Annotated in this window: 19 protein-coding genes; 3 read left to right on the forward strand and 16 right to left on the reverse strand. The window is 70.5% G+C overall.

Annotation, left to right across the window (positions count from 1 at the left end):
- The first annotated feature begins 76 nt into the window (after positions 1–76).
- A complete protein-coding gene (locus tag AC07NS_RS13080; RefSeq protein ID WP_494603818.1) occupies positions 77–811 on the forward strand; it encodes a response regulator in 735 nt (244 codons plus the stop codon).
- Complete coding sequence (locus AC07NS_RS13085) at positions 808–2,847, forward strand: ATP-binding protein (protein ID WP_494603820.1); 2,040 nt, start codon at positions 808–810, stop codon at positions 2,845–2,847. The genes AC07NS_RS13080 and AC07NS_RS13085 overlap by 4 nt, the downstream gene beginning before the upstream one ends.
- Positions 2,848–3,635: 788 nt before the next feature.
- Here AC07NS_RS13085 and AC07NS_RS13090 read toward each other — a convergent pair.
- Entirely contained in the window at positions 3,636–6,407 is a 2,772-nt protein-coding gene (locus AC07NS_RS13090; RefSeq protein ID WP_494603821.1) for an exo-rhamnogalacturonan lyase family protein, read from the reverse strand.
- Between the two features lie 116 nt (positions 6,408–6,523).
- Positions 6,524–7,669, reverse strand: a complete 1,146-nt coding sequence (locus AC07NS_RS13095; RefSeq protein WP_494603823.1) for a pyridoxal phosphate-dependent aminotransferase — start codon at positions 7,667–7,669, stop codon at positions 6,524–6,526.
- A 91-nt stretch (positions 7,670–7,760) separates the two neighbouring features.
- Here AC07NS_RS13095 and ybaK point away from each other — a divergent pair, with 91 nt between their 5' ends.
- A complete protein-coding gene (ybaK, locus tag AC07NS_RS13100; RefSeq protein WP_494603825.1) occupies positions 7,761–8,234 on the forward strand; it encodes a Cys-tRNA(Pro) deacylase in 474 nt (157 codons plus the stop codon).
- Here the strand turns inward: ybaK and AC07NS_RS13105 are convergent.
- From AC07NS_RS13105 to AC07NS_RS13170, 14 genes are all read right to left on the reverse strand, one after another.
- Positions 8,231–8,908 carry a hypothetical protein gene (locus AC07NS_RS13105; RefSeq protein WP_494603827.1) on the reverse strand — a complete coding sequence of 226 codons (678 nt, stop codon included), beginning with the start codon at positions 8,906–8,908 and terminating at the stop codon, positions 8,231–8,233. The genes ybaK and AC07NS_RS13105 overlap by 4 nt on opposite strands.
- 67 nt (positions 8,909–8,975) lie before the next feature.
- Entirely contained in the window at positions 8,976–9,980 is a 1,005-nt protein-coding gene (gene dusA / locus AC07NS_RS13110; protein WP_494603828.1) for a tRNA dihydrouridine(20/20a) synthase DusA, read from the reverse strand.
- A 191-nt stretch (positions 9,981–10,171) separates the two neighbouring features.
- Positions 10,172–11,524 (reverse strand): MFS transporter, encoded by a 1,353-nt coding sequence (locus tag AC07NS_RS13115; protein WP_494603830.1) that lies wholly within the window; start codon positions 11,522–11,524, stop codon positions 10,172–10,174.
- A gap of 46 nt (positions 11,525–11,570) precedes the next feature.
- Positions 11,571–12,116: a DUF3237 domain-containing protein gene (locus tag AC07NS_RS13120; protein ID WP_494603832.1), complete on the reverse strand. Its 546-nt coding sequence runs from the start codon at positions 12,114–12,116 to the stop codon at positions 11,571–11,573.
- The gene (locus AC07NS_RS13125; protein WP_494603834.1) at positions 12,113–13,603 is read right to left on the reverse strand and encodes an AMP-binding protein; all 1,491 of its coding nucleotides are present in this window, start codon (positions 13,601–13,603) and stop codon (positions 12,113–12,115) included. The genes AC07NS_RS13120 and AC07NS_RS13125 overlap by 4 nt, the downstream gene beginning before the upstream one ends.
- A gap of 39 nt (positions 13,604–13,642) precedes the next feature.
- Positions 13,643–14,470: a p-hydroxycinnamoyl CoA hydratase/lyase gene (locus AC07NS_RS13130; protein ID WP_494603836.1), complete on the reverse strand. Its 828-nt coding sequence runs from the start codon at positions 14,468–14,470 to the stop codon at positions 13,643–13,645.
- 36 nt (positions 14,471–14,506) lie between these two features.
- The gene (locus AC07NS_RS13135) at positions 14,507–15,910 is read right to left on the reverse strand and encodes an aldehyde dehydrogenase (protein WP_494603837.1); all 1,404 of its coding nucleotides are present in this window, start codon (positions 15,908–15,910) and stop codon (positions 14,507–14,509) included.
- Positions 15,911–15,912: 2 nt separating this feature from the next.
- Entirely contained in the window at positions 15,913–16,395 is a 483-nt protein-coding gene (locus AC07NS_RS13140) for a MarR family winged helix-turn-helix transcriptional regulator (protein ID WP_494603838.1), read from the reverse strand.
- A 90-nt stretch (positions 16,396–16,485) separates the two neighbouring features.
- A complete protein-coding gene (locus AC07NS_RS13145) occupies positions 16,486–17,076 on the reverse strand; it encodes a hypothetical protein (protein ID WP_494603840.1) in 591 nt (196 codons plus the stop codon).
- A 14-nt stretch (positions 17,077–17,090) separates the two neighbouring features.
- Entirely contained in the window at positions 17,091–18,008 is a 918-nt protein-coding gene (locus tag AC07NS_RS13150; RefSeq protein WP_494603841.1) for an amidohydrolase family protein, read from the reverse strand.
- Positions 18,009–18,016: 8 nt separating this feature from the next.
- On the reverse strand, positions 18,017–20,218 hold the full coding sequence (locus AC07NS_RS13155) for a carboxylesterase family protein (RefSeq protein ID WP_494603843.1): 2,202 nt from the start codon (positions 20,216–20,218) through the stop codon (positions 18,017–18,019).
- Between the two features lie 130 nt (positions 20,219–20,348).
- On the reverse strand, positions 20,349–23,480 hold the full coding sequence (locus AC07NS_RS13160; RefSeq protein ID WP_494603845.1) for a TonB-dependent receptor domain-containing protein: 3,132 nt from the start codon (positions 23,478–23,480) through the stop codon (positions 20,349–20,351).
- A 101-nt stretch (positions 23,481–23,581) separates the two neighbouring features.
- On the reverse strand, positions 23,582–24,544 hold the full coding sequence (locus AC07NS_RS13165) for a FecR family protein (protein ID WP_494603846.1): 963 nt from the start codon (positions 24,542–24,544) through the stop codon (positions 23,582–23,584).
- Positions 24,537–25,148: an RNA polymerase sigma factor gene (locus AC07NS_RS13170; RefSeq protein WP_494603848.1), complete on the reverse strand. Its 612-nt coding sequence runs from the start codon at positions 25,146–25,148 to the stop codon at positions 24,537–24,539. Before AC07NS_RS13170 ends, AC07NS_RS13165 begins: the two co-directional genes overlap by 8 nt.
- Between the last annotated feature and the right edge of the window lie 119 nt (positions 25,149–25,267).

A 25,267-nucleotide genomic window follows, 5' to 3' on the forward strand; every position in this document is an offset into this window, starting at 1 on the left:
TGACGCGCATAGAGGCCCGCTTGCAGGCCCTCCCCCTATGACTCGGAGCCTTTTGGTGTGTCATAGTCCAGACGCGATGACCCCCGACGCCTCGATCACCGAGACCGCGACCGTCCTCCTGGTGGAAGACGACGACGTCCTCCGCCGCGAGATGGCCGGCTACCTCGGCGCCCAGGGCTACGCGGTGCGCCAGGCCTCGACGGTCGGCGCGGCGCGCGAGGTGCTGGACGCCCGCGCCGTCGACGTGGTGGTGCTCGACGTCAACCTGCCTGGCGAGGACGGCCTGTCGCTGTGCCGCCAGCTGGCGCGAGGCGATGGCCCCGCCATCCTGATGCTCAGCGCCATGGGCGAGCCGGTCGACCGGATCCTGGGCCTGGAGCTGGGCGCCGACGACTACGTGGTCAAGCCGATCCCGCCACGCGAGCTGCTGGCCCGGGTCAAGGCCCTGCTGCGCCGTCGCAGCGCCGCCGGTCCCCAGGGGAAGAACCCCAAGCGCAACACCTACGCCTTCGCCGGCTTCCGCCTGGACCTCGCCGCCCGCCAGCTGACCGCGCCCGGCGGCACGCTGCTGCTGCTGACGCGGGGCGAGCTGGCCATCCTGTCGCTGCTGCTCGACAACGCCCGCTCGGTGGTGTCGCGCGAGGACCTGCTGACCGTGATCCGCGGCGAGGCCGCCGAGACCGTCGGCCGGGGCGTGGACCTGCACATCAGCCGCCTGCGCCGCAAGATCGAGGCCCAGTGCGACCAGGAACTGATCAAGACCTATCGCGGCGTCGGCTACGTGCTGGACGCCAAGGTGGTGGTCGAATGAAGTCGCTGGCCGCCTCCTTGCGCCGTCCCAGCGCCCCGATCGCCCTGCAGATCGTCGCCCTGCTGCTGGCCAGCCTGGTCGTGGCGCAGCTGGCGACCCTGGCCCTGACCCTGCTTCTGCCGCCCAAGCCGCCGGCCCAGCACAGCCTCGCCGACATCGCCGCCGGCCTGAAGGGGGGACCGATCGACGCCAGCGAGACCCGTCCGCTGGTGCGCACGGTCGAGAAGGAGCCGCCGTCACTGTCGAGCCCCGGCTGGGTGGCGTCCGAAAAGTCGAGCGCCGATCTCGCCCGCCTGCTGAACGCCGATCCCGACGACGTGCGCCTGCTGTTCTACGCGCCGCCGCCCTTCGCCGGCGCGGGCGCGGCCAGCCGCCGGGCCGACGCCGCCGCCCTGCCCTTCACCGCCGTGCTGGGCTCCAGCGCCTACGCCCAGGGTCCGGCTCCCGGCGGCCGCATGGCCGGCCCCGGCGGCGGCATGATGGCCCAGCCGTCGGTCGGCCCCGGCTCGGTCGGCTTCCCGGTCAGCGCCGCCCAGAACAATCCCGCCATGTGGCGCGCCGCCCGCGCGGCCCTGGCTGGCAGCAACGGCGGCGCCCGTTCCGACTACCGCCCCGGCGGGACGCCTTCGCGCTACGGCCAGCAGCGCTTTCCCGGGACCAGCGCCGGCGGCGTTCCGCCCGGCGGGATCATCGGCGGCGGCGCCCCGCCGCGCGTCGGCCAGCGCCTGCAACCGCGCTTCGCCACCGACCCGCTGTTCACCGCCCCGTTCCGCTCGTCGAGCTTCACGATCGGCGCCCCGCAGGCGGTCGATCCGATCGAGGCCCTGCCACCGCCAGACATCAGCGACGACGACGCGCCGGTGACCAGCCACACGGTCGCCGTCGCCCCCGCCCTGACCGCCCGCGCCAAGCCGGCCAGCGAGGCTATCGGCGCCGCGCCGCGCCTGGCCTCGGCCGCGCCGGCCAAGCCCGCGGCCAAGCCGCAGCCGCAAGGCCGCCCGCTGGCCGCGCCCGTGGCCCGCGGCCTCTTCGGCCTGGCCCCCGCGCCCTATATCGAGGGCGACTTCGTGGCCGCCATGCGCGTCTCCGACGGTCGCTGGGTGACCTTGCAACCCAAGCCCGAGGGCTTCCCCAACAGCTGGCAGCGCCGCGTGCTGCTGTGGTTCCTGGTCTCGTTCGCCATCGTCGGCCCGATCGGCTACGTCTTCGCCCGTCGCCTGGTCGCGCCGCTGGCCGGCTTCGCCGACGCCGCCGAGGCCCTGGGCCGCGACCCGTCCTCGCCGGTCATGGCGGCCGACGGTCCGGCCGAGGTGGGCCGCGCCGCCCGCGCCTTCAACCAGATGCAGGCCCGCCTGACCCGGTTCATCAACGACCGCACGGCGATGATCGGGGCGATCTCGCACGATCTGCGCACGCCCCTGACCCGCATGCGCTTCCGCCTCGAGCGGGCCTCGCCGTCCCTGCGCCGCGAGATCGGCCAGGACATCGACCAGATGGAGGCCATGATCAATTCGGTGCTGGCCTTCATGCGCGAGAACGCCGAGGCCGGCGCCCGCCAGCACGTGGACCTGCGCTCGCTGCTCGAATGCGTGGTCGACGACGCCGAGGTCACCGGCGGCGACGTGGCCCTGGAGCCGGGCCAGACCCCGCAGGTCGAGATCGACGTGCTGGGCCTGCAGCGGGTGTTCACCAACCTCGTGGACAACGCCGTCAAGTACGGCGACAGCGCCCGGGTCAGCCTCTATGTCGACGGCGACGAGGCCGTGGCCGAGATCCGCGACAAGGGTCCGGGCATGAGCGAGGACGAGCTCAAGCGCGTCTTCACCCCGTTCTACCGCAGCGTCGCGGCCCGCACCTCGACCAAGCAGGGCGTCGGGCTTGGCTTGGCCACCTCGCGCTCGACCGTCCGGGCTCATGGCGGCGACATCCGTCTGGAGAACGTCGAAGGCGGCCTGATGGCCCAGGTCCGCCTGCCGTTGGCCGCCCAGCGCGGCGGGACTCAGACCGAACCGCCCCTGCCGATCGCGGCGGAGTGATCCTTCTCCCCTTGCGGGAGAAGGTGGCGGCGGCTTGCGAGGAACCTCCCCCACAGGGGGAGGTTCCTGGACGCACGGCCTCTCGATCTCACGCGGTGAACCGCTGAGTTGATCGAAAGGGAGCGGAGCGCCCGGGCGACGCCCGGAGGTGTGTAGACAGATACCGTTTCGACGAAGCCCGTGCGCTCCGCGCGGTCGTTTGGCTGCCGGCTTCCCGGGCGGCGGCGCTCTTAACGCCTTACCAGGACCGCCTTCGAGGTTTCCCTGTCGGGCGGCGGCGAGGAGAGGGGGTGTGCTCTGTAATCCTCGCCCAAGCCGACGGCGGGCGGGCCTGGCCAGCGCCAGGTCCCCGGACGCGACGGATCTTCCCAATCCGCCCCAGTCCCGCTCGATCGCATCCCGCCGCCGCATGGTCGCTGGCCGCGCGCCCCTTCGGTGCGGCGAGACCCAGTGATTATGCAGCGGGTTTGAGCGCGTCTGATCCAGGGCGCTGAGAAAGTTGCAAGGGGCTGGATTGGTTGGGGTTTGGTCCGGGCGTGACGAGGATTGGCAGCGCTCTATCCCCGTCCGCGATCCTTCTCCCCTTGCGGGAGAAGGTGGCGGCCGAAGGCCGACGGATGAGGGGTCTCTCAAACTTGAGACGCATCACCCGGCCTGACCGACGCACGCAGCTTCGAGGTCTAAGAGACCCCTCACCCGACCTCCCTCCGGGAGGCCACCCTATCCCGCAAGGGGAGAGGGATCAGGCGGCTGCGCGTTCGCGGGGATTGCACGGGGGAGGAGCAGGTTCAGAACGCGTCCTTGCCGGCGTCGCCGCCGTTGGAGCGGCGGGGGGCGGTGGGGAGTTTGGCGCGGGCGGATTCCAGGGCGTCGCCGACCAGGGCGAGGTTCTGGATGGCCGCCAAGCCCCACTGGGACGAGGCGTTGGTAGAGACGCGGGGGATCTCGACGATCGGCTCGATGACGGCCGGGCCTTCGATGCGGCGCTCGGTGGCCACGGCGCCGATGCCCAGGCCCGCGTCGCCGCTGAAGAACTCCATCCAGGCGCGTTCGGCCAGTGCCGAATCCTTGCGCTGGAAGGCGGCGTAGGCGGTCAGGCGCGAATGGCCTTCCTTGAGGTTGCGCCCCTTGGCCGGCGCGCCGGTCTTGGCCCGGAACTCGGCGTCGGAGGCGTTGTAGTACTGGCAGTAGTCGAGCCAGGCGTTCTTGTAGGCCGGGTCGTCGATCAGCTGGAACAGCTCGGAATGGACCTCGACGGCGCCGAACACCGCGTTGAGGTGCGAGACGCTGACCTTGTCGCCCGCGCCCAGGAAGCGGCCGGTCTTGAGGTCGAAGTCGGCGCCGCCAGCGAACCATTGCTGCTTGAAGCCGGCGATGCTGTCCATACCGGCCAGCAGGCGGTCACGCCAGCGCTTGTCGCCGGTGCGCTCCCACTCGGTGAGCCAGGCGGCGGCGAAGGCGCTCCAGCTGGTGCCGAAGCCCATGTCGACGACGCCCGGCGGGTGCGAGGCGGGGCCGTTCGGCAGCTTGCGGCTGATATCGACGCGGCTGAGAGTCTCGTCCGAGCCGATCAGGTCGTGCATCAGGTCGCCGACCCGCTCGTCGGCGGTCAGGTAGTAGTAGTAGCGGCGATAGGCGGCGTTGGAGACGCGCGGCTGCTTGGAGCTGTCGGCCCAGTGCTGGACGCCGTGGCGCGTGCCGAAGCCGCGATAGGGGCCAAGGTGGCAGACATCGACCTCGCCGGTGTGACGGGTCATGGCCTCGGCGAAGCGGAAGACGTCGGCGCGGCCCGAACGCACGAACGACAGCCACAGCCACAGGTCCGGCGACAGCTCGGAATTGGCCCAGGCGAAGCCGCCGATGTCGTAGCGCCAGACGTGACGGTCGCTGTCATAGGTGTGCATGACGTCGCCGTGGTTCCAGAAGCCGTACCAGCGGCGCTGTTCGACGTCCTTCATGTAGAAGTCGAGCAGGCCGTCGTTCTGGTCCTCGATGACCCGGCGGGTCGGGGTGGAGCGGTCGACCAGGCTCCAGTCGCCGAACACCTGCGCCGCCTTCAGGCGGGCCGGCGTGGCGACCAGGCGCGGGGCGGCGCGCAGGCGGCCGGCCATGGCCGCGAACTCATCCCGCGAGGGGGTGGTCGGCAGGGCCCAGAGGGTGATCTCGTTGGTGCGGGCGATGCCCAGCGGGCGGCCCCAGCCCTTTTCGTAGTCCTCGTAGGTGATCTCCAGGCCTTCGCGCTCGGCGGCATGATCGGTCTGGCCCAGGCCGTCGTGATAGAAGCGCAGGTCCATGGCCGGGGCGTCGGGCGACCACAGCCAGATGGTGAACTGCGCCGCGTCGGTGTGGGCGTCGCGGATGTCCAGGCGCGTGGGGCAGCGCTTCCAGAAGTCGGTCAGGGCGAAGGCGACGCCGCCGCTGGCCCCGCCGATATAGCCCAGGCCCGTGGCCCGGCCGCTGGTGACGGCGTCGATCCAGCCGTGACCGGCCTTGGTGCGCTTCTTGATGCTGAAGCCGTCGGAATTGGGCTGGCTCAGCGTGAAGTCGCCCCAGGCCGGGATCAGGTCCAGGCGCTTGGAGACGGTCGGGGCCATGCCCTCGAGCCCCGGGGTCTTCTGGCCGGCCACCTGGGCGTCGCGCCAGGCCTTGCCGGGATCGCGGCGCAGGCCGGTCAGCGGCCGCACGCCCTCGCCCCACACCCCGTCGCCCTCGCCCGAGAAGCGGACGTGGCGGTCGTAGAGCGGATCGGTCAGCGGGGCCGTGCCGACAAGGCCGAGGCCGCGCAGGAAGTCGCGGTTCTCGTCGCCGTCGAAGATGAAGCTGTGCATGATCCGCAGCGAGCGGGCGCCGGCATAAACGTAGAGGCGCAGGGTGAAGGGCAGCCAGGCGCGGTCGCCCTGGCGGTGCTGGCCTTCCAGCTTCACGACGGCGCGGACGGGACCCTTCTGCTCGACGGTCACGGCGGTTACCTCGCCCTCGAAGCGGGTCTGGGCGACGGGGCCGTCGTCGAAGTCGGGCTTGTCCTGGGTCAGGGCCACCAGGCGCACGTCGCGCAGGGTCTCGCGGCCGGCCACCGTGGCGCGGGCGATGACGTTGGGACCCTTGCGGGGGATCAGCCAGGACTGCTCGCCGCTGACGATCTCGACCGCGTCGGCGGTCTCGCGCACGGAAACGCCCGAGGCGGGCGCGACCGGCTTGCCGGGCTGGACCTTGAGGGCGACGGCGCCGAGGCCCGCGCCGGCCGGCACGGCGTGGCCGGTCCACTTCAGCGAACCGTCGGGCCAGTAGGCCAGCGGCCAGGTCTGGACGGGCACGGCCTGACCGTCGGAACCGGCGATCGTGAAGGTCGTCTTGGCCTTCTGGGCTCCCCGCGGCCAGGGCAGGCCGAAGGTCTGGCCCTCGTGGGCGGCGGGCGGCGCGCCGTCGAGCCAGCGGACGCCGTCAGCGTCCAGGGCGACAGGGGCCGGTGCGGCGGCCTGAGCGGCCTGGGCGGCGACGGGGACCATGGCCCCGGCCACGGCGGCCGTACGCAGGAAATCGCGACGATTGAAAGGATCCATGGCGGTGCGCCCTCCCGTACCGGGGCGGTCGAGACGCCGCGCAGACGGAAGACTACCCGCCCATTCAACACCGGAACGAGCGCAGGTTTATTCTCACATAATGGATAGTCAATGCATTATTTGGAATATGCTGTTTGAGCCGCGAACCAGGGCGTGATGCGCTCCAGCGCCTCCTTCACCAGCGGCGTCGAGACCGCGAAGCTGAAGCGGATGAAGTGTCGCCCCTCGACCGGGTCGAAATCGAGGCCGGGGGCCGTGGCCACGCCGGTTTCGCGCAGCAGGCGCTCGCAGAAGGCCAGGCTGTCGTTGGTCAGGTGGCCGATGTCGGCCCAGATGTAGAAGGCGCCGTCCGCCGGGGCGATGGCGGTCAGACCCAGCGCCGGCAGGGCGTCGAGCAGCAGCTGGCGGTTGGCGCGATAGACGGCGACGTGGCCCTCCAGCTCGTCGCGGGCGTCCATGGCGGCCAGGCCCGCGTGCTGGCTGAGCGACGGCGCGGTCAGGAACAGGTTGCCGACGAAGGCTCGGGCCCGGGCCGTCAGATCGGCCGGCGCGACCAGCCAGCCCAGCCGCCAGCCGACCATGCTGAAGTACTTGGAGAAGCTGTTGACGATCAGGGCCGTCGGCTCGAACTCCAGCATCGAGTGCGTGGGGCCGACGTAAGAGAGGCCGTGATAGATCTCGTCGGAGACGATGCGGATCCCGCGTTCGCGGCAGACCTCCGCTATGGCCTTCAGTTCCTCCGGCGGGATGATGGTGCCGGTGGGATTGGCGGGGCTGGCGATGATGACGCCGGCCGGCGCAGGCTCCAGCGCGGCCAGGGCGGCGGCGGTCAGCTGGTAGCGGCTCTCCGGCCCGCAAGCGATCTCGACCGGAGTCAGGTGCAGGGCTTTCAGGCTGTTGCGATAGGCGACGTAGCCGGGCCGCGCCAGGGCTACCCGGTCGCCGGGCGAGAAGGCGCTGGACAGGGCCAGCACCAGGGCCGGCGAGGCGCCGCAGGTCAGGATGACCTGCTCGGCCTCAATCGTGACGCCGTAGGTCTCCTGATAGTGGCGGGCGATGCGGGCCTTGAGCGCCGGGCTCTCCCAATAGCCCATGCCGTCGCTGTCGAGCACCTGGTGGGCGCGGGCGATGGCGGGCGCGGGCGCGCCGGTCGAGGGCTGGCCGAACTCCATGTGGATGATCGACGCCCCCTCCCCCTTCAGCTGGTGCGCCAGGCGGCTGATGCCGATGGCGTGGAAGGGTTCGATCTCGGCGCGGGTCATCGGCAGGCGGTCCGTCGGAAAACAGAGGCCGACTGCTAGACGGGTTTTGCGGTTTGCGCCATCAACCGCGACAGTTGAAGGGGGATGACCGATGTCCAAGAGCACGCCCGCGACCCTGGCGCTTTCCAAGGCCGGCGTCGCCTTCGAGGTGGCGACCTACGACTACGACCCCAATGCCGAACGCGTGGGGCTGCAGGCGGCCGAGGCCCTGGGCGTGGAGCCCGGCCAGGTGCTCAAGACCCTGATGGCCCAGGTCGACGGCAAGCCGGTGTGCGTGATCGTGCCGTCCGACCGCGAGGTCAGCATGAAGAAACTGGCGGCGGCCTTCGGCGGCAAGGCGGCGGCGATGATGAAGCCGGCCGACGCCGAGCGCCTGACCGGCTTCAAGGTGGGCGGGGTCAGCCCTTTCGGCCAGCGCAAGAAGGTCCCCACCGCCATCGAGGACGAAGCCTTCGTGCTGCAGCGGGTGTTCATCAACGGCGGCCAGCGGGGCTTGCAGGTGCTGCTGGCGCCGGCGGACGCCCAGGCCGCGGCGGGCGCGATCCGGGCGGCGCTGGTGGCTTAGAACCGGTACGTCAGCCCGATCTGGGCCACCGGGAAGTACTTGAAGTCCTTGGCGTCGTCGCGGACCTCGGCCTCTTCCTCGCGCAGGCGCTGCTGGAAGGTCGGGTCGTTGGACAGCGTGCCGCCCGAGGCCGTCAGGTCAACCTTGGGACTGTCGCTGAACGACACGCCGCCGAGCACGCGGAAGCCCCAGCCGCCCTCGTCGCTGAAGGTGTTGTCCCAGCCCAGGCCCAGGAACGGCTGGGCGTCGGAAAGCTCGACGTCGCCGGTGATGGTGCCGATCTGCTCGGGCGTGAAGGTGACGCCGCCGATCTCGGTGTTGCGGGTCGGGGTTCCGGAGAGGTTCAGCTTGCGCTTGCCGAAATAGCTGCCGCCCGAGACGAAGAACCCGCCCTGCATCGGGTGCCAGTCGAGGAACAGGCCGGCGGTCTTGGACTTGACCTTGCCGCTGTAGGCGACGTCGCCATAGGTCTCGTCGCGGTCGAAGTCGAGCCAGTCGCCGCCGCCGCGGACCACGAAGCTGTCGTTCAGGCGATACTGGGCCTCGAGCCCGACGCCGGGCGTGCCGATGTTGCCGCCGACGGCGAAGTTTCCGCCGTCCTGGGCCAGGGCCTGAGAACCGGCGGCCGCCAGCAGCGCCGCGCCGACACCCGCCACGAAAAATCGAATCTTCATTTCAGGACGTCCCTTGAAGTCTTGTTCGGGCGGCAAACCCTTGAAAGACGGCAAGAGTTCCTAAGGCTCAGCCTGCGGCGGGCTCCAGCCCCCTCGCCTCGCGCTCCTCGACCGCGCGGCGGACGGCTTCCAGGGCCTTGTCGACGACCGCGATCCCCGCGCCCTCGACCACGCCCTCGACGGTGAGGATCCGCCGCCAGGCGCGAGCGCCGGGCAGGCCGTGGAACAGGCCCAGCATGTGGCGGGTGATCCCGGCCAGGCGCCAGCCCTCGGCCAGGCTGCGCTCGATATAGGGGCGATAGCGCTCGACGGCTTCGAAGGGCGAGACGTCGGGAACGTCCAGGCCATAGACGCGGCGGTCGACTTCGCCCAGCAGGCCCGCCTCGTGATAGGCCGCGCGGCCCAGCATGACGCTGTCGACGTGCTTCAGGTGCTCCAGCGCCGCATCGACATCGGGCACGCCGCCGTTGATGGCGATGAACAGGTCCGGGCGCTCGCGCTTGAGCCGATAGACCAGCGGGTAGTCGAGCGGCGGGACGTCGCGGTTTTCCTTGGGCGACAGGCCCTGCAGCCAGGCCTTGCGGGCATGGACGATGAAGCTGGTGACGCCGGCGGCGACGCATTTGTCCACCAGGGTGAACAGCGCCTCTTCCGGATCCTGGTCATCGACGCCGATGCGGCACTTGACCGTCACCGGGACCTTCACCGCGTCGGCCATGGCGGCCATGCACTCGGCCACCAGGTCGGGCTCGCGCATCAGGCAGGCGCCGAACCGGCCGCTCTGCACGCGATCGGAGGGGCAGCCGACATTGAGATTGATCTCGTCGTAGCCGTAGTCCTCGCCGATGCGCGCGGCGGCGGCCAGGTCGGCGGGCTCGGAGCCGCCCAGTTGCAGGGCCACCGGATGCTGATCGGGCGTATAGCCCAGCAGCCGCTCACGATCGCCGTGCAGCACCGCGCCAGTGGTGACCATCTCCGAATAGAGCAGCGCCTGCGACGACAGCACGCGGTGCAGCGACCGACAGTGGCGGTCGCTCCAATCCATCATCGGGGCAACGGAGAATTTCGTCATAAGCGTTTGATTTTAAATCATATTCTTCGCCAGGATCAACTCATGTGAGCCGAGGCGATGGAGAGTGATTTCAAGGGCTTAGCGGATTTTCGTGCGCAAAACATGCCGAAAATCGCGGCTCGCCGCACAGGCTTTCACCGGACCATCCGCCGCGCCCCTCGCTCGCTCCCATCCCTGGGCCTGGAGCGCCTCTAATGCCTTGGCGGCTCGAGAAGCGTCAGCAGCACGATCCCGACCAGCGCCGTCAGGGCCTGCGGCGTCATGGCCGCGACGACCGATCCGGCGCTGTCGCCCGCCTGCAGCAACTGCCCGCCGACCAGGGGTCCGACGACGGCCCCGAGGCGCCCCCAGGCGACCGCTGCGCCCGATCCCCTGCCCCGCGCCGACGCCGGATAGTAGGAGGCCGCCGCGCCGTAGAGGGCGTAGTTGGCGCCGAGCACGAAGAAGCCGACCGCCCCGCTGAGGACCAGCACCGCCGCCAGGCCGTCGGCCCGGGCCAGCAGCATCAGGCTCGCGGTCAGGCCGACATAGCCGGCGATCATCGGCCAGCGCAGGCCGAAGCGGTCGACCAGCCGTCCCAGGATCAGGGCGCCGATTACGCTGGCGAAGTTGAAGCAGGCCGAGGCCAGGCTGGCCTGGGGCGCGAAGCCCTTGGCGATGACCAGGGTCGGCAGCCAGTTGAGCACCAGGTAGAGGATCAGCAGGGTCGGAAAGAACACGGCCCACAGCAGCAGCGAGGGCAAGGCCCGCCGCTCGCCGAACAGGGCGGCGCGGTTCACGACCATGTAGGCGATGATCACCGTCGGCAGCGTCGCGAGCCACGGCGCCAGGCCGCGCAGCGATCCCAGGCCGGGAAGACCGCCGAGCCCTGTCAGGGCCAGATAGGACAGGCCGTAGAGCGGGATCAGGCCCAGCCACGTCCAGGCCGCGCCGCCGGAGAGCGAAGGCGCGGGCCGCGCGGTCTCCTTCATCAGCACCAGGATCAGAGGGGCCAGCAGCAGCGGCGCCAGGCCGCCGATCAGGAACAGATGCCGCCAGTCGAGGTGGGGGTTCAGCCAGCTGACCAGGGCCACCAGCCCGCCGCCCAGCGGCATGCCGCAAAACATCATCGTGCCGGTCGAGCCGCGCTTGCCGGCCGGGGCCACCTCGGCGGCAAGGGCCATCAGATTGGGCAGGGCCGCGCCGAAGCCCAGGCCCGCGCCCAGCCGCGCGGCGAACAGCATCGAGAAGTCGTGGGCGAACATGGTCAGCAGGGTGAAACCGCCGAAGCCGAGCACCGCCCCCATCAGCACCGCCTTGCGCCCCAGGCGGTCGGCCAGCCAGCCGCCGAGCACCGCGCCCAGCACCAGGCCGATGTTGCTGGCCGCCAGGGCCTCGCCCAGCACCGCCTTGGCCAGGTGCAGCTCCGGTCCCAGCTTCGGCGCGGCCACGCCCATGGCCTGGATGTCGAAGCCTTCGAGCACGGCGACGAGGAAGCACAGCAGGACGGTGATCGCCCCGCTTTCCATGGCCGGCCGGCGCGCAGGCTCTGATCCCGTGGTCATCGTTTCCTCCCGGCCCTTCGCGGGCGCTTGTTGTTTCCCAGGCCCGTCAGGCGACCTTGAAGACGCCCAGTTCCACCCGGCGCGGCCGCCGCGCGCCGGCGCTGACGAAGACGCTTTCGGTCAGCCACAGATACGGCCCCGGCCCGACCTCGAAGATCGGCGTGGCGCGGAAATAGTAGAGCGCCGGATCGACGTCCTCGCCGGCCGTCAGGCGGCGCACGACGTCGGCGTCAGCCCGGCGCACGCCGGTGTTGATGATCCCGATCGTCGCCCCGTCGCTCATCCGCACGGTGTAGCGGGCCTGCAGCAGGGTGACGCCGTCAGGCCGGATCGTCTGCCAGTCGGCGCCGCCGGGCAGCACCTCGCCCGACAGGCACGGACCCGTAAGGCTGCCGCCGGTGATCGGGATCACCCGCCGCCGGCCGCCGCCGACCTCGCCCAGTTCCTGGGCCGGGCCGACCTCGACGGCGAGGTCGAAGACGTGCGCGAGGGTCGGCGGCGGGTTCGCCGCGACAGCTTGTGTCGTCCCCGCCAGGCCGGCCGCGGCGACGCCGAGACCCAGCCCGCGTCGACTGATGGGCGGAGGGTTCATGCGGGGGTCCTTTCCAGGATCAGGGCCTTGAGGATCGCCTTCTGGATCTTGCCCGAGCCCGTGCGCGGCAGGCTGTCGACGATGGTCGTGGCCTTGGGCAGCTTGTAGCGGGCCAGGCGCGCCTCCAGGTGCGCGACGACGCCGGCATGGCTGACGACCGCGCCTGGCCTGGGCACGAGAATCAGATGCCCGACCTCGCCCCAGCGGGGATCGGGCAGGCCCAGCACCGCGCATTCGGCGACGCCCGGATGGTCGGCCAGGGCCGCCTCGATCTCGGCCGGATAGACGTTCTCGCCGCCCGAGATGAACATGTCCTTCTTGCGATCGACCAGCCAGTGGAAGCCGTCTGCGTCGGCGCGGGCGATGTCGCCGGTGCGGAACCAGCCGTCGGCGGTGAAGGCCGCGGCGGTGTCGTCCGGGCGCCGCCAGTAGCCGGAAAAGACGTTGTCGCCCTTGAGCAGCAGCTCGCCGGGCTGGTCGTCCGGGCAGTCGCGGCCAGCGGCGTCGACGATGCGGCTGCGCACGCCCGGCAGGGCCACGCCCACCGAGCCGGCGCGGGCGTCGATCAGCGCCGGATCGACCGGCATGCCGAACACCGTGCCGGTCTCGCTCATGCCGAAGCCATCGACCACCGGCACCCCGATCGCCAGCCAGGCGCGGATGTCGGCGGCCGCGTGCGGCGCCCCGCCGGTGAAGATCGCGGTCAGGCCGGCCAGGCGCTCGGGCGCCAGGTCCGGGTGATGGCGCAGGGCCTGGGCCATCTGCGGCACGCAGAAATAGTGGCTGACGCTCAAGTCCGGATCGGACAGCCGCGCCAGGGTGCGGGCCGGCTCGAACCCATCCGAGACCAGGATCGTCCCGCCGTGCAGCAAGGGCGGGCGCACCGTGGTGACCAGGCCCAGGACGTGGAACATCGGCGCGTCGATCAGGAAGGCGCTCTGGTGCGTCACCTGTCCCAGCCGGCCGAAATTGACGGCAGTGTGGTCGAGGTTGCGCTCGGACAAAACGACGCCCTTGGGACGGCCGGAGGTGCCCGAGGTGTAGAGGATCAGCGACGGCCGGCCGCGATCGAACGGCAAGGCTGCAAGCGGCTCGGCGGTGGCGATCTCGGCGGCCAGGCGGTCGGGGGACACCCCCTCCAGCCCGACGCGGTCGAGCTCCTGGTCGCCGACCACCAGCCTGGGATCGGCGTCCTCGACCAGGGCCAGGATCTCGGCCGGGCTAAGGCGCCAGTTCAGAGGCGCATAGACCGCGCCGATCCGGGCGCAGGCCAGGTGCAGGACTGCCAGCGCGACCCGGTTGCGGGCCAGGCTGACGACCCGCTCGCCCAGCGCCACGCCGCGCTCGACCAGCACCCGGGCGCAGGCGGCGACGTCGGCGTCGAGCTGGGCGTAGGTCCAGCGCCGCTCGCTGGCCAGATCGACGGCCGCCAGGCGCATGGGCTGGAGCCTGGCCTGCAGGCCGACATGGTCGATGGGGCCGCTCATGGAACCCTCCCCTTTTCGCCGTTTCCTCCCCGCCCCGTCTCAGCTCTGCTTGGCCAGATCGTAGGCGCCCAGTCCGGGTTTGTAGGTCTTGTCGTCGATGAACTGCTTGATCCCCTCCTTGCGACCGTCGTTGTCGAAAGAGTTGGCCGCCTCCTGAGCCCTGACCAGATAGTCCTCGGCGTTGTCGTAGGTCATTTCCTTGACCCTGCGGACGGCGTCCTTGGTCGCCTTCAGGGCCACGGGGTTCTTCTTGAGCAGCACCTGCGCGAGCTCGCGAACCCGCGCCTCCAGCTGGGCCAGCGGCACGCTTTCGTTGACCAGCCGCCACTGCGCGGCCTTCCGGCCGTCGATCAGCTCGCCGGTCAGGGCGTGGTACATGGCGTCGCGCATCGGGATCAGGTCGACGACGACCTTGGTGGCTCCACCGCCCGGCAGGATGCCCCAGTTGATCTCCGACAGGGCGAACTGGGCCTCGTCGGCGGCGATCGCCAGGTCGCAGGAATAGAGCGGGCCGTAGCCGCCGCCGAAGCACCAGCCGTTGACCATGGCGATGGTCGGCTTGTTGTACCAGCGCAGGCGCCGCCACCAGCCGTAGGACTCGCGCTGGGCCTGGCGCACCGCGCCCAGACCCTTGGCCTCGGTCTCGCGGAAATACTCCTTCAGGTCCATGCCCGCCGACCAGGCCGAGCCCTCGCCGGTCAGCACCACCACCCCGACGTCGTCGCGATATTCCAGTTCGTCCAGCACCTCCATCATCCGACGATTCAGAGTCGGGCTCATGCAGTTGCGCTTTTCGGGGCGGTTGAACTTCACCCAGGCGATGCGGTTCTCGACCGTGAAGGTGGCGGTGTCGTTGACCTCGGTCATGACTGATCCTTGAAACTTGGGACGACGCGCGGCGCGTCAGATTGGGAAATGGCCAGGCTGGGTCTCGATGGTGATCCAGCGCAGGTCGGTGAAGGCCTCGATCCCGGCCTTGCCGCCGAACCGGCCGTAGCCGCTGGCCTTGACCCCGCCGAACGGCATCTGGGCCTCGTCGTGCACGGTGGGGCCGTTGACGTGGCAGATGCCGGACTTGATCTGGCGGGCCACGCGCAGGCCGCGGGCCGTATCGCGGGTGAAGACCGCCGCCGACAGGCCGTATTCGGTGTCGTTGGCCAGTTCGATGGCGTGGACCTCGTCGCGGGCGCGGATGATCCCGACCACCGGACCGAAGCTCTCCTCGCGGAACAGCTTCATGTCGGGGGTGACCTTGTCGACCACGGTCGCCGGCATCAGCACGCCGTCGGCCCCGCCGCCGTTGACCCGCACCGCGCCGGCGCCGACCGCGTCGGCCACCAGGCCTTCGACATGGGCGACGGTCTTCAGGTCCACGACCGCGCCCAAGGGCGTCTTGCCGGCGCGCGGATCGCCGGCCGTCAGGGTGGCGACCTTGGCCTGGAACTTCTCGACGAAGGTGTCGGCGACAGCGTCGACCACGATGATCCGCTCGGTCGACATGCAGATCTGGCCCTGGTTCATGAAGGCCCCGAAGGCGGCGGCCTTGACCGCTTCGTCCAGGTCGGCGTCGTCGAGCACGATCAGCGGGGCCTTGCCGCCCAGCTCCAGCAAGGCCGGCTTCAGGTGCTCGGCGCAGCGCCTGGCGATGATCTTGCCGACCGCGGTCGAGCCGGTGAAGTTGACGCGGCGCACGGCCGGATGGTCGATCAGGGCGCCGACGATCTCGCCGGCGTCGGCGGGTGCGTTGGTCACCACATTGACCACGCCGGCAGGCAGACCGGCCTCGGCGAAGGCCTCGATGATCAGGCTGTGGGTGCGCGGACAGGTCTCGGAGGCCTTGAGCACCACGGTGTTGCCGCAGGCCAGGGGCGTGGCGATGGCCCGCACGCCCAGGATGATCGGGGCGTTCCAGGGGGCCACGCCCAGCACCACCCCGGCCGGCTCGCGCACGGCCATGGAGATGCAGCCGGGCTTGTCGGACGGGATCACCTCGCCGGCGACCTGGGTGGTCAGGGCGGCGGCCTCGCGGACGATGCCGACGGCCAGCATCAGGTTGAACCGCGCCCAGCCCTCGGTGGCGCCGATCTCGCCCATCATCGCCTCGACGAAGGCGCCGGCCTTGGCCTCCAGCGCGTCGGCGGCCTTGGACAGCAGGGCGCGGCGGGCGTTGGGACCCAGGGCGCTCCAGCCGGCGAAGGCGGCCTGGGCGGCGCCGGCGGCGGCCTGAGCCTGCGCCACGGTCATCGCCTCGGAGGTGCTGGCGACCGCGCCGGTCACCGGATCGCGGCGTTCGAACGTCGTGCTCATGGTCATCCTTCCTTGGAGGCGGCGATCGCGGCGTCGCCCTGATCGGCGACGTCGTCGTTGAGGCGGAGCTTGGCCAGCAGGCGGCTCAATTCGGCGCGCTCGGCCGGGTCGAGCGGCGCGAAGGCGGCGATGTCGTGCTCGCGGGTCACGGCCTCGACCTGGTGGCGCAGGACCGCGCCGGCCGGCGTCAGGTGCAGGGCGTTGGTGCGGCGGTCGCGGCCGGGCCGGCGTTCGAGCACGCCCAGCGCCTCGAGCTCGTCGACCGCCTTCATGGTGCTGGCCCGATTGACCCCGAGCGCGCGGCCCAGGGTGATCTGATCGCAGCCTTCGTGCAGGGCGATGTAGACGACGGCGGTCGCCCGGGCCGGCGTCACGCCCAGCGGAGCCAGGCGCTCGGCCAGGGCCGCCATGGCGCGAACGTCGGCATAGTGGAGCTGAAGGCCCAGGCGTTCGCCCAAGGCGCCGAACGCCTCGATCTCTTCCACGCTTCGCTCCCTGGCGCGTTCATTGGTTGATCAATTCGTATGCCTGACAAACAGTATCGTCAACGCCGGAATTGACCGTCACCAACGCCCCTACGGCTCGAGCATGATGCGGCCCGCGCGCCATACGCCGTCGGCGTCTCGTCGGGTGACGGCCGTCGCCTGCATTCCGGGCTGGGCGAACAGACGGTCGTGGACCTCGTAGGCGATCGGCGCGATCGCCGCCGGAACCTCGATGCGGCGGGCGCCGCCAGGATAACCGACCTCCAGCTCCAGCCCGGCGTCGGTCTTGCGGACGAGGGTCACCGTCCCGTGGGTGATCGACGTCGCCGGCTGCGGCATGGCGTGCGTGCCCAGTTCAGGGCGGTAGCCGGGCTCGAACAGGCGCAGCTCCGTCGCCCGGCCCGCGTCGGGTCCGAGGTCGGTATTGATGGTGGCGACGAAGTCGCCGGCCTTGATCGTGTCCGGCGCGACCTTGCGCGCGGTGACCACCGTCCACCCCGGGGTCATCGCCACGACGAGGTCCTTGCCTTCCTTGTCCCTCAGGGTGACGTCGGCGTCGGAATAGCTCACCAGGGCGCCGGCGCGGCCGATCGGATGCTCGACGGGCTGCGCCTGCCCCGCCGTCGAGACCAGCAGGGAGACGACGGCCAGCTGGCTGGCCAGCGAGAACGCTTTCAGCATTGAGAATCTCCGGATCATGGACGGGTGGACGGGCCCGCCGGACACCCGCGCATCAGGCGCTGGATGTTGTCGTGGGCCACGGCGGCTTCGACCTCCGGGGCGAGCGGCGCGAAGGCCGTGCGGGCGGCGGCCAGAAGTTCGGACATGCGCCCGTGGCGCTGGCTTTCGGTGATGTCCATGGCGAACAGAAAGCGGCCGGGAAAGCGCTCGATCACGGCCCGCCACGCGGGCTCGAGCGCGCCGTCCGGCGTCAGGATCGAGAGCGCCAGATTGGGATTGTCGGCGCGCGCCGGATCGAGCCGGATCGAAAGGTCGGCGTAGAGATTGGGGTGCGCCGCCATCAGCCGTCCGATCAACGCGGCGTCGGCGCCCCATCCAGCGTGGGCGAGGATCAGCGGCATGCCGGGATAGGCATCGGCCATGGCCTCGACGGCGGCGATGGTCTCGGGCGCCTCCAGGCTGACATGGGCGGACACCGGCACGCCGCGCGCCGCAGCCAGGACGTAGATCGCCCGACGCTCGGGGGCGGTGAGCGAGGCCGCGTCGCTGGGATAGGGATTGGGCGCGAAGCGGGTGGGCAGTTCTCCGAACCCGCAGATCGCCCCCTGCCCTTGCAACCGCCCAAGGACGGTCGCCGTCTTGGGGCCAAGACGCAGGCCGGCGGCCTCGGCCGTACGAGCCACGCTGGCCGACGGGATCACATAGCCGGGATTACGCGCAGCGACGCGCTCCAGCGCCTCGATGTCGGGATACATGATCACCACGCCCGCCAGGCCGGCCTCGCGGAACAGGGCGATCTCCTCGTCCGGCGAGATCACCGTCAGCAAGTGCGAATGGGCGTCGATATAGGGGATCTGGTCCCGCGGCGCGGCAATGGCTCCGCTCGCAGCGAGGAGCATCGCCGCCGAAAGAGCCCGTGCGGCCAGGCGCATGGTCGTGCTCACCACGCGGCCTGGGTCGCGTAGAAGCGGCGCCAGAACTCGAGTTTCGCGGCGCTGGCGGCGACGGGCGTCGCGCCCCATTGGTCGCCCAGCATCATCACCGAGCGAGCCTTGGCGTCGAACGGCGCCCAGGCCGGCAGCCCCTCCCCGTTCGGATCACCGGTCTTGATGATGTTGGCCCAGTAGGACGACATCCGCTCGGCGATGGCCCGGTCCTCGGCCGCCCAGGGAGGGTCGTTGGCGTCGAGATTGCCGAAGGCGTAGGTGATCTCCGAGCCATGGTAGGCGCCGCGCAGGTCGTGGCCGGCGCCGGGCGGCGCGTGGGTCCACCAGTAGGTGAAGATCGGCCGCGAGGTCCCCTTGGCGCGCTCGGCCGCCCAGAGGTAGGTGGAGACCCGGTTGTTGTCGTAGGCGGCGGCGTTGCTGGCCAGGGCCGCCTCGTCGTCGTTGGTCGCGGGGTAGAGCCGCAGGAACGCATCGGCCATGGCGCCGTACTTGGCGCGCGCGGCCTGGACATAGGCCGCCAGGGTGACGCTGACCTGCGGCGCCCCCGCCCTGGGCGGCCCCGAGCGCGCGCGCAGGGCCGCGAAGGCGGTGACCGGGACGGCGCCGGTCTCGTCCCGATTGTTGCCGGTCACCACGACCACGTCGTTGAACGCGCCCTTGGCCAGGGCGACCTCGTAGGTGGAGGGGATCACCCAGCCGTCCAGCACAGGCCGGAACAGGGGCGGCTTTCCGGTCGAGCCGGTCTCGACGCCGGCCTCGACCGCGTCGCTGCCCTCGATCAGGTCGCGCCAGGGCATGGCGCGAAGGGCCTCCACGGTGGTCGCGCCATGGGCCTGGGCGTAGGCCTGCCCCGCCTGCTCGGCCGCGGGGCGGGTGCGATAGGACACCGACAGGAAGCGCAGGTCCGGGTCGCGGGGATAGCGCGAATGGCTCTGGGCGATGGCCCGCTTAAAGAGTCCCTTGGCCAGGGGCGACATCGAAAGGAAACCGACCGATCCGGCGCCCGCCGACTGGCCGGCGATGGTCACCTGGTCGGGATCGCCGCCAAAGGCCGCGATGTTGCGCTGGACCCACTTGAGCAGGGCGATGTCGTCGAGCAGGCCGTAGTTGCCCGAGGCGCCATGCTCGGCCTCGGCGCTGAGCGCTGGCGTAGCCAGGAAGCCGAGCGCGCCCAGGCGATAGTTGAAGGTGACGACGACGACGCCCTTGCGGGCCAGACCCTCGCCGTCGAACTCGGGGCTGGCGCCCGTGCCCGTGAGGAAGCCGCCGCCATAGATCCAGACGAGGACCGGCCGCTTCTCGCCGGCCGATGCGGCGGTCCAGACATTGGCGGTCAGACAGTCCTCGTCCATCGGGCCGGCCGGCGGCGGTCCGCCGCCTTGCGGCTGGGGACAGAGCGCGCCGAAGCGGTCGGCCTGGCGGACGCCCTCCCAGGCCGCTGGCGCGGCCGGCGGACGAAAGCGCAGGGGGCCCACGGGCGCGGCGGCATAGGGCACGCCCTTGTAGACGGTGATCGTCGGATCGCGGCCAGGGACGCCGGCCAGGAGGCCAGTCTCGATCCCTATGGGCGCCCGCGCGGCCTCGTCGCCCGCGCCGGGCGGGCGGGCGGACATCGCGGTCAGGGTTCCACTGGCCAGCACGTGGCCTCGCATGGCCTCGGTCAGCGCCTCGAAGCTCAGGCTCGGATCGGCGGGCAACGTCCGGTCCAGGGCGAACACCTGGAAGGGATAGGCGACCTTGGCCGCGCCGTGGGTGTGGGGACCGACATAGGGCTGGTTCGCGCCATGGACGTTGACGCCGTAGATCGCGCCCGACGGCGGATCCGTCAGGCCGGGAGCCAGGCTCGTCGTGCCGGCGGGGATGTTGAACAGGGTCAGATGGATGGAGGTGGCCTTGCCGCCCTGCCCCTGCAGGACCACGACATAGGACCGCGTTCCGGCTGGCCCCGCCGACCAGGCCAGCCCCGGAAAGCGGTTGGCGCCGTACTGGGTGTTGTCGATCGGCAGGTCGCCGCCATCGGCGAAGGCCGGCGAAGAAACGGTCAGGCGCGCGCCCGTCGGCGTCGGGACAGCCGCCGTCAGCAGGGTCGGCGCATGACCGATCGAGGGCGCGGGCGCCGTCTGCGCCCCGGCCGCCACCGGGGCCAGAAGCAGGAGCGCCATCAGGGCCGCAGCGCCGCGGAAGCCGTGCATCATGTCGTTCTCACACTATTCGGCGGCGCCCGAGCAGAGCGAGGCCGAAAAGAACCGAGGCGGCGGCGCGGAGAAGAAGGCCGCCGCCTCGGCGCAGGATCCCTGGGGATGAAGGAACACCCAGGGGGGGACGCTAGAACTTCATCCGCGCGCCGACCGTGACGTAGCGGCCGGTCGGATCGTCGCCGATGGCGAAGCCGCCGAACTGCCCCGGGATGGTGGCCGCGCCGAAGAAGGCGGTGGCCGGCGGGGTGGCGTTGAACAGGTTCTGGACGTTGAGGAAGTATTCGGCGTCGCCGAACGCGTCCTTGGGTCGGAACAGCAGGTTGACGTTGGTCGTGGCGAAGGCATCGACGTGGTTGTCGGTCCAGACCTGGGTGGGATCGGCGCTGTGCTTCAGCTCGCTGCGCCAGCGCTCCATGACGTCGATGGTCAGGGTGTCGGTGATGACGTAGCGCAGGAAGCCGGTCAGGCGCAGCTTGGGGCTGGCCTGCAGGCCGTTGGTGCCGAAGGCGCTGCCGGCGGCGTCGATCGTCACCAGCGCGGGCGTGCGGTAGTAGATGTGCGGCTGGTAGCTGGCCAGGCCTCGCAGCGACAGCGAGCGACCGAAGAGCTCGGTCCCGTAGTTGGCCTCGAAGTCGACGCCGTTGCTCTCGATCTCGGCGATGTTGATCACCGTCGAGATCCACTGGGTGACCAGGTTGGCCGCCGAGGTGTTGGTGTAGCCAAGCGGGCGGACCTGCAGGGCGCAGTAGGGTGAGGAGCCGCCGCTGTCGTAGCAGGCCTTCTGGATGGTCGGGTTGAAGCCTTGGATGTTGGTGATCGCGTCGCTGATGCGGATCCAGTAGGCGTCCAGCGCGAAGCTGAGGCGCGGCAGGGCCTGCCAGACGACGCCGACCGTGCTGGTGTGGCCGATCTCGGCCTTCAGGTCGGGATTGCCGGCCGAAAGACCCGGCACCGGCGAGGTGCCGGCGGTCAGGCCCGGGGTCAGGCCGGTCAGTTCGTCCTTGTTGGTCAGGACGTTGACCGAGGCCGGGGCGTAGAGGTCGTCGAGGGTCGGCGCGCGGATGTCGCGCGAGCGCGTGGCCCGCACCCGTAGGTCGTCGGTCAGGTGCCAGTCCAGACCCAGCTTCCAGGTCCAGTAGTTCCCGCTGCTGGCGTAGCTGGTGAAGCGGGCCGCGCCGTTGAGGTTCAGCGACTTGGCCAGGACGACGCCGTCGAGCAGCGGCACGTCGATCTCGGCGGCGGCCTCCTTGACCTCGTCGCTGACCGGCGAGCGGGCGGCGAAGGTGTTCTGGTAGAGGACCGTCGAGCTCGCGCAGTTGTAGCGCAGGCCCGCGCAGTTGGCCCGGTCGGTGGGCAGGGCGTCGCTGGAAGACTGGTATTCCAGCCGGCGCCACTCGGCCGACAGCGCCATGTTCACCGGCCCCGCCCAGGTCGAGAACGGCGCGCCGCCGATCTCGGCAGAGAACGCGTCCAGGCCCGTGTCGGCGACCATGTGCGTGCTGCCCATGATGTAGTCCATCGCCGTCTGGCTGGCCGAGGTGGGGCCGAAGACGTTCAGCGGCACGCAGTTGGCGTAGGCGCTGTTGGTCAGCGAGGCGTAGCAGACCGGCTGGCCCGTGGTCGGGCTGATCACCGCGTCGAGGGCCGCGGCCAGGCGCTGGTTGTTGGGGTTGTTGTTCAGCGTCGTCTTCAGGCGCGCGCCGCCGTGGGTGTAGTTCAGGCCCCAGCTGTAGTCGCCGAGCTTGCCGTCCAGCCCGATATTGACCGTCGTCTGGCGCTCCTCGGCGACCGGGTTCAGCCGCGGCGCCTGGGCGAACATGCGGTTGAAGGTGAAGGTCGATTGGCCGGCGGTAGCCAGCTGGGTCTGGTAGGCCGAGGCCAGGTAGGCGTTCGTGCTGCTCATGGTCACGTTGCTGAGCAGCGGCGGGGTCAGATACTGTTCGTTGCGCTTGTCGTTGAAGCTGACGGCCGCATAGGCGTGCACGTCGTCGGTCAGGTCGTAGTCGAAGCGGGCATAGGCCTGGTGGCTGCGCAGCGGCGCCTTCAGCGAAGAATCGTAGTAGCCCCCTGCCCCGCCGACCTGGCAGCAGCTGGAGCCGTTGATCGCGGTCCCGTTGACGAAGGGGCTCAGCACCCCGTCGGTAGCGAAATACTGACCTGACAGCGCGCCGTTGGTGATCTTGCCGCCGAACGGGAAGTTCAGCAGGCGCACGTCGCTGTAGAGCTGGTAGGGCGCGGCCGTCGTGCCGGCGCCGCTGATGCTCTGCTGTTTGAACCACGGGCGATCCGAGCGGCGCAGCACGCCTTCGTCGTTGCGGTACTCGTAGCTGCCTTCGAAATGGCCGCGACCGTCGAGGATCTTGCGGCCGTAGGCGACGCCGAAGCTCTGCTGCTCGTCGTCGCCGTACTTGGAGACGCCCGCCTGGGCGGCCAGCTTCAGGCCGTTGAACTTGGTGTCGGTGACGAAGTTGACGACGCCGGTCACCGCGTCCGAGCCATAGACGGCCGAGACGCCGCCGGTGACCGTATCGACCCGCTGCAGCAGCATCTGCGGGATCATGTCGACATCGACGATGCCGTTGACCGAGGTCGGCGGCACGCGATGGCCGTCGAGCAGGATCAGGTTGCGCACCGAGCCCAGGTTGCGGAGGTTCAGCTGGTTGGCGGCCGCGTTGCCGCCCGCCCCGCCGCCGACGCCGGCGTTGGGATTGCCGTACTGGTTGCGCGGACTGGAGAAGACCGGCAGCTGGTTCAGGCCGTCGGCGATGGTGGTCGGCTGGACACGCTGGATGTCCTCGGCCGGAACGACGGTGATCGGGGTCGGGCTGTTGTTGCCGTTGCGGATCACGCGCGAACCGGTGACCACCACCTCGGTGACGGCCGAGGCTTCCTCAATCGTGGATCCGGCGGCCTGGGCGGGTTCGGCCGCCCGGTCGGGCTGGGGGCCGGCGGCGCTCCCGGCCTCGCGCAGGATGATCGTCGAGCCGTTGTCGCTGGCGATCTCCAGGTTGGCGCCGATCAAAAGGGTCTTGAGGGCGGCGCGGGCGTCGTGACGCCCCTTTACGGCCGGGGTCGAGACCCCCTTCAGGCGGCCGGCCGGCGCGACGATCTGGAGACCGGCCTGGCGGGCGAAGATGGGAATGGCGTTGGCCGCGGGACCGGCCGGGACGTCGAAGGTGCGGTCCTGGGCCATGGCGCTGGTCGCGCAAAGCAGAACCGCCAAGGACGCGCCGCAGAACATGCGTGAAGTGGTGGTCATCGTTTCCCCCTGCGTGGGCTGTCGCCCGTTGTTTTGGGAAAAGATGCGCCGAGAGGAGATTTCCCCCTCCCCAGCGGCAATATATTTTCAGGTCCGCAACACTAGCGAAGGATGTGCACGCCGTCCGCCGTGCTGACCGTACGCGCGCCCAGCGACACCGCGACGTCGCGGGCGAAACCGCCCGGATCGCTCGAGGCATAGAGGCCGGTCAGGGTTTCGGACGCCAAGGCCGGATCATCGACGATGATCCGCGTCGAGGAATAGCGCGCGAACTCGCTGGCCGCCTGGGCCAGGGTCTCGCCGTTGAAGGACAGCAGGCCGTCCTGCCAGCTGAGGCGCCGGGAAACCTCGTCAGGGTCCAGCCTGACGGGATGCGGCGCCTCGCGACCGCCCAGATCGCCGTCGGGCGCGACGGCGGCCGTGTTGGCGGCGACCAGGCGTGGCGCGGGCGCGCCCTTGCAGGTCATCTCGACATGTCCGCCCTGGACGAGGACCCGGACAGGTCCCTGCTCATCCTTGCGCACCACGAAGCTGCCCGACTGCCCGGCCAGGCTCACCTCGCCGGCCCGCACAAGGAAGGGCCGCTGTGGATCCGGCGCGACGTTGAACAGCGCCTCGCCCGACAGCAGCTGAACGTCGCGGGCCCTGGAGGTGTAGCGGACCTTGACCAGCGAAGCGGTGTTGAGGGTCACGTTCGAGCCGTCCGGCAGCGGCACCCGCCGCACCTCGCCCTTGGACGACTTCAGGACCAGGGGCGCGCTCCAGGACCGCGCGCCGACCAGGACGACGCCGGCGAACCCGGCGGCCAGGCCGCCGCCGATCAGGCGACGGCGCAGCATGGCCGATCCGCGCAGGCTGTAGGCGGCCTCCAACGTGGGATAGGCGGAGTCCAGACGGGCCATGACGGCGTTGGCGCGCGCGAAGGCGCCCTGGCGGCGGACATCGCCGTCCAACCAGGCGTCGAGCGCCCCGCGCTCGTCGTCGGTCAAGGGGCCACGATCGATGCGCGCCGCCCAGGCGGCGGCGGCTTCGTCGATTTCCTGGCTAGTGTCTCGTCTAGTCACGCCTGAACCGGGAGCGGATGGTCTCCATGATAGATGCGCCAGAACCCATTTTCCCGCCACGGCTGTAAAGATTTATCAGCAGGCCCACCGCGCGGGCGACGTGCTTCTCCACCGCCTTCTCGGTCAGGCCCAGCCGCGCGGCGACTTCCTTCTGCGACAGCCCCTCGACCTTGCGCATGCGGAAGGCCTCGCGGCGCTTGCTTGGAAAGGTCTCCAGCGCCTCGTTGATCAGGCGCAGTTCTTCCCGGCCGGCGACCTGGCGCTCGGGCGAGAGTTCGTCGGTAAGGCTCGGAATATCCAGGCTCTCCATCGCGCCGATGGGAATGACCTTGGCGCGCCTGGCCTGGCGCAGGATCAACGACTGGGCGGTCTGGAAGAAATAGGCCTTCGGATGATCGATGTGGGCCACGGACTTGAGCCCGGAGATCTTGGCGTAGCTCTCCTGGATCAGATCGTCGATGTCGGCCGGCGGCTGGCGACGCTTCAGCAGCCATCGGCGCAGCGCCGGTTCGTGAGGCAGGATGTTGCGCGACAGCCAGAGCGCGCGCTCCGGGTCGAAATAGGCGCGGGCTTCAAGCGCCTGGTCTTCTGCGGGCCTCTTCACGGGCGCCGTCCTCCCAAGTCGTTGGGGCCGACGCCGAGACGGCGGCCCGACGACGCGGCGCTGGGCCGCATCGTGACCGCCAGCATGACCAAAGCCAGGCCGCGGCGATCATTCAATCG

This window comes from Caulobacter sp. GW821-FHT10A10 (assembly GCF_059415745.1).

What these genes read in the sequence shown, in the direction of transcription:
- AC07NS_RS13080 (WP_494603818.1), top strand. Translation starts at nt 77, where the DNA reads ATGACCCCCGACGCCTCGATCACCGAGACCGCGACCGTCCTCCTGGTG.
- AC07NS_RS13085 (WP_494603820.1), top strand. Translation starts at nt 808, where the DNA reads ATGAAGTCGCTGGCCGCCTCCTTGCGCCGTCCCAGCGCCCCGATCGCC.
- AC07NS_RS13090 (WP_494603821.1), bottom strand. Translation starts at nt 6,407, where the DNA reads ATGGATCCTTTCAATCGTCGCGATTTCCTGCGTACGGCCGCCGTGGCC.
- AC07NS_RS13095 (WP_494603823.1), bottom strand. Translation starts at nt 7,669, where the DNA reads ATGACCCGCGCCGAGATCGAACCCTTCCACGCCATCGGCATCAGCCGC.
- ybaK (WP_494603825.1), top strand. Translation starts at nt 7,761, where the DNA reads ATGTCCAAGAGCACGCCCGCGACCCTGGCGCTTTCCAAGGCCGGCGTC.
- AC07NS_RS13105 (WP_494603827.1), bottom strand. Translation starts at nt 8,908, where the DNA reads ATGAAGATTCGATTTTTCGTGGCGGGTGTCGGCGCGGCGCTGCTGGCG.
- dusA (WP_494603828.1), bottom strand. Translation starts at nt 9,980, where the DNA reads ATGACGAAATTCTCCGTTGCCCCGATGATGGATTGGAGCGACCGCCAC.
- AC07NS_RS13115 (WP_494603830.1), bottom strand. Translation starts at nt 11,524, where the DNA reads ATGACCACGGGATCAGAGCCTGCGCGCCGGCCGGCCATGGAAAGCGGG.
- AC07NS_RS13120 (WP_494603832.1), bottom strand. Translation starts at nt 12,116, where the DNA reads ATGAACCCTCCGCCCATCAGTCGACGCGGGCTGGGTCTCGGCGTCGCC.
- AC07NS_RS13125 (WP_494603834.1), bottom strand. Translation starts at nt 13,603, where the DNA reads ATGAGCGGCCCCATCGACCATGTCGGCCTGCAGGCCAGGCTCCAGCCC.
- AC07NS_RS13130 (WP_494603836.1), bottom strand. Translation starts at nt 14,470, where the DNA reads ATGACCGAGGTCAACGACACCGCCACCTTCACGGTCGAGAACCGCATC.
- AC07NS_RS13135 (WP_494603837.1), bottom strand. Translation starts at nt 15,910, where the DNA reads ATGAGCACGACGTTCGAACGCCGCGATCCGGTGACCGGCGCGGTCGCC.
- AC07NS_RS13145 (WP_494603840.1), bottom strand. Translation starts at nt 17,076, where the DNA reads ATGCTGAAAGCGTTCTCGCTGGCCAGCCAGCTGGCCGTCGTCTCCCTG.
- AC07NS_RS13150 (WP_494603841.1), bottom strand. Translation starts at nt 18,008, where the DNA reads ATGCGCCTGGCCGCACGGGCTCTTTCGGCGGCGATGCTCCTCGCTGCG.
- AC07NS_RS13155 (WP_494603843.1), bottom strand. Translation starts at nt 20,218, where the DNA reads ATGATGCACGGCTTCCGCGGCGCTGCGGCCCTGATGGCGCTCCTGCTT.
- AC07NS_RS13160 (WP_494603845.1), bottom strand. Translation starts at nt 23,480, where the DNA reads ATGACCACCACTTCACGCATGTTCTGCGGCGCGTCCTTGGCGGTTCTG.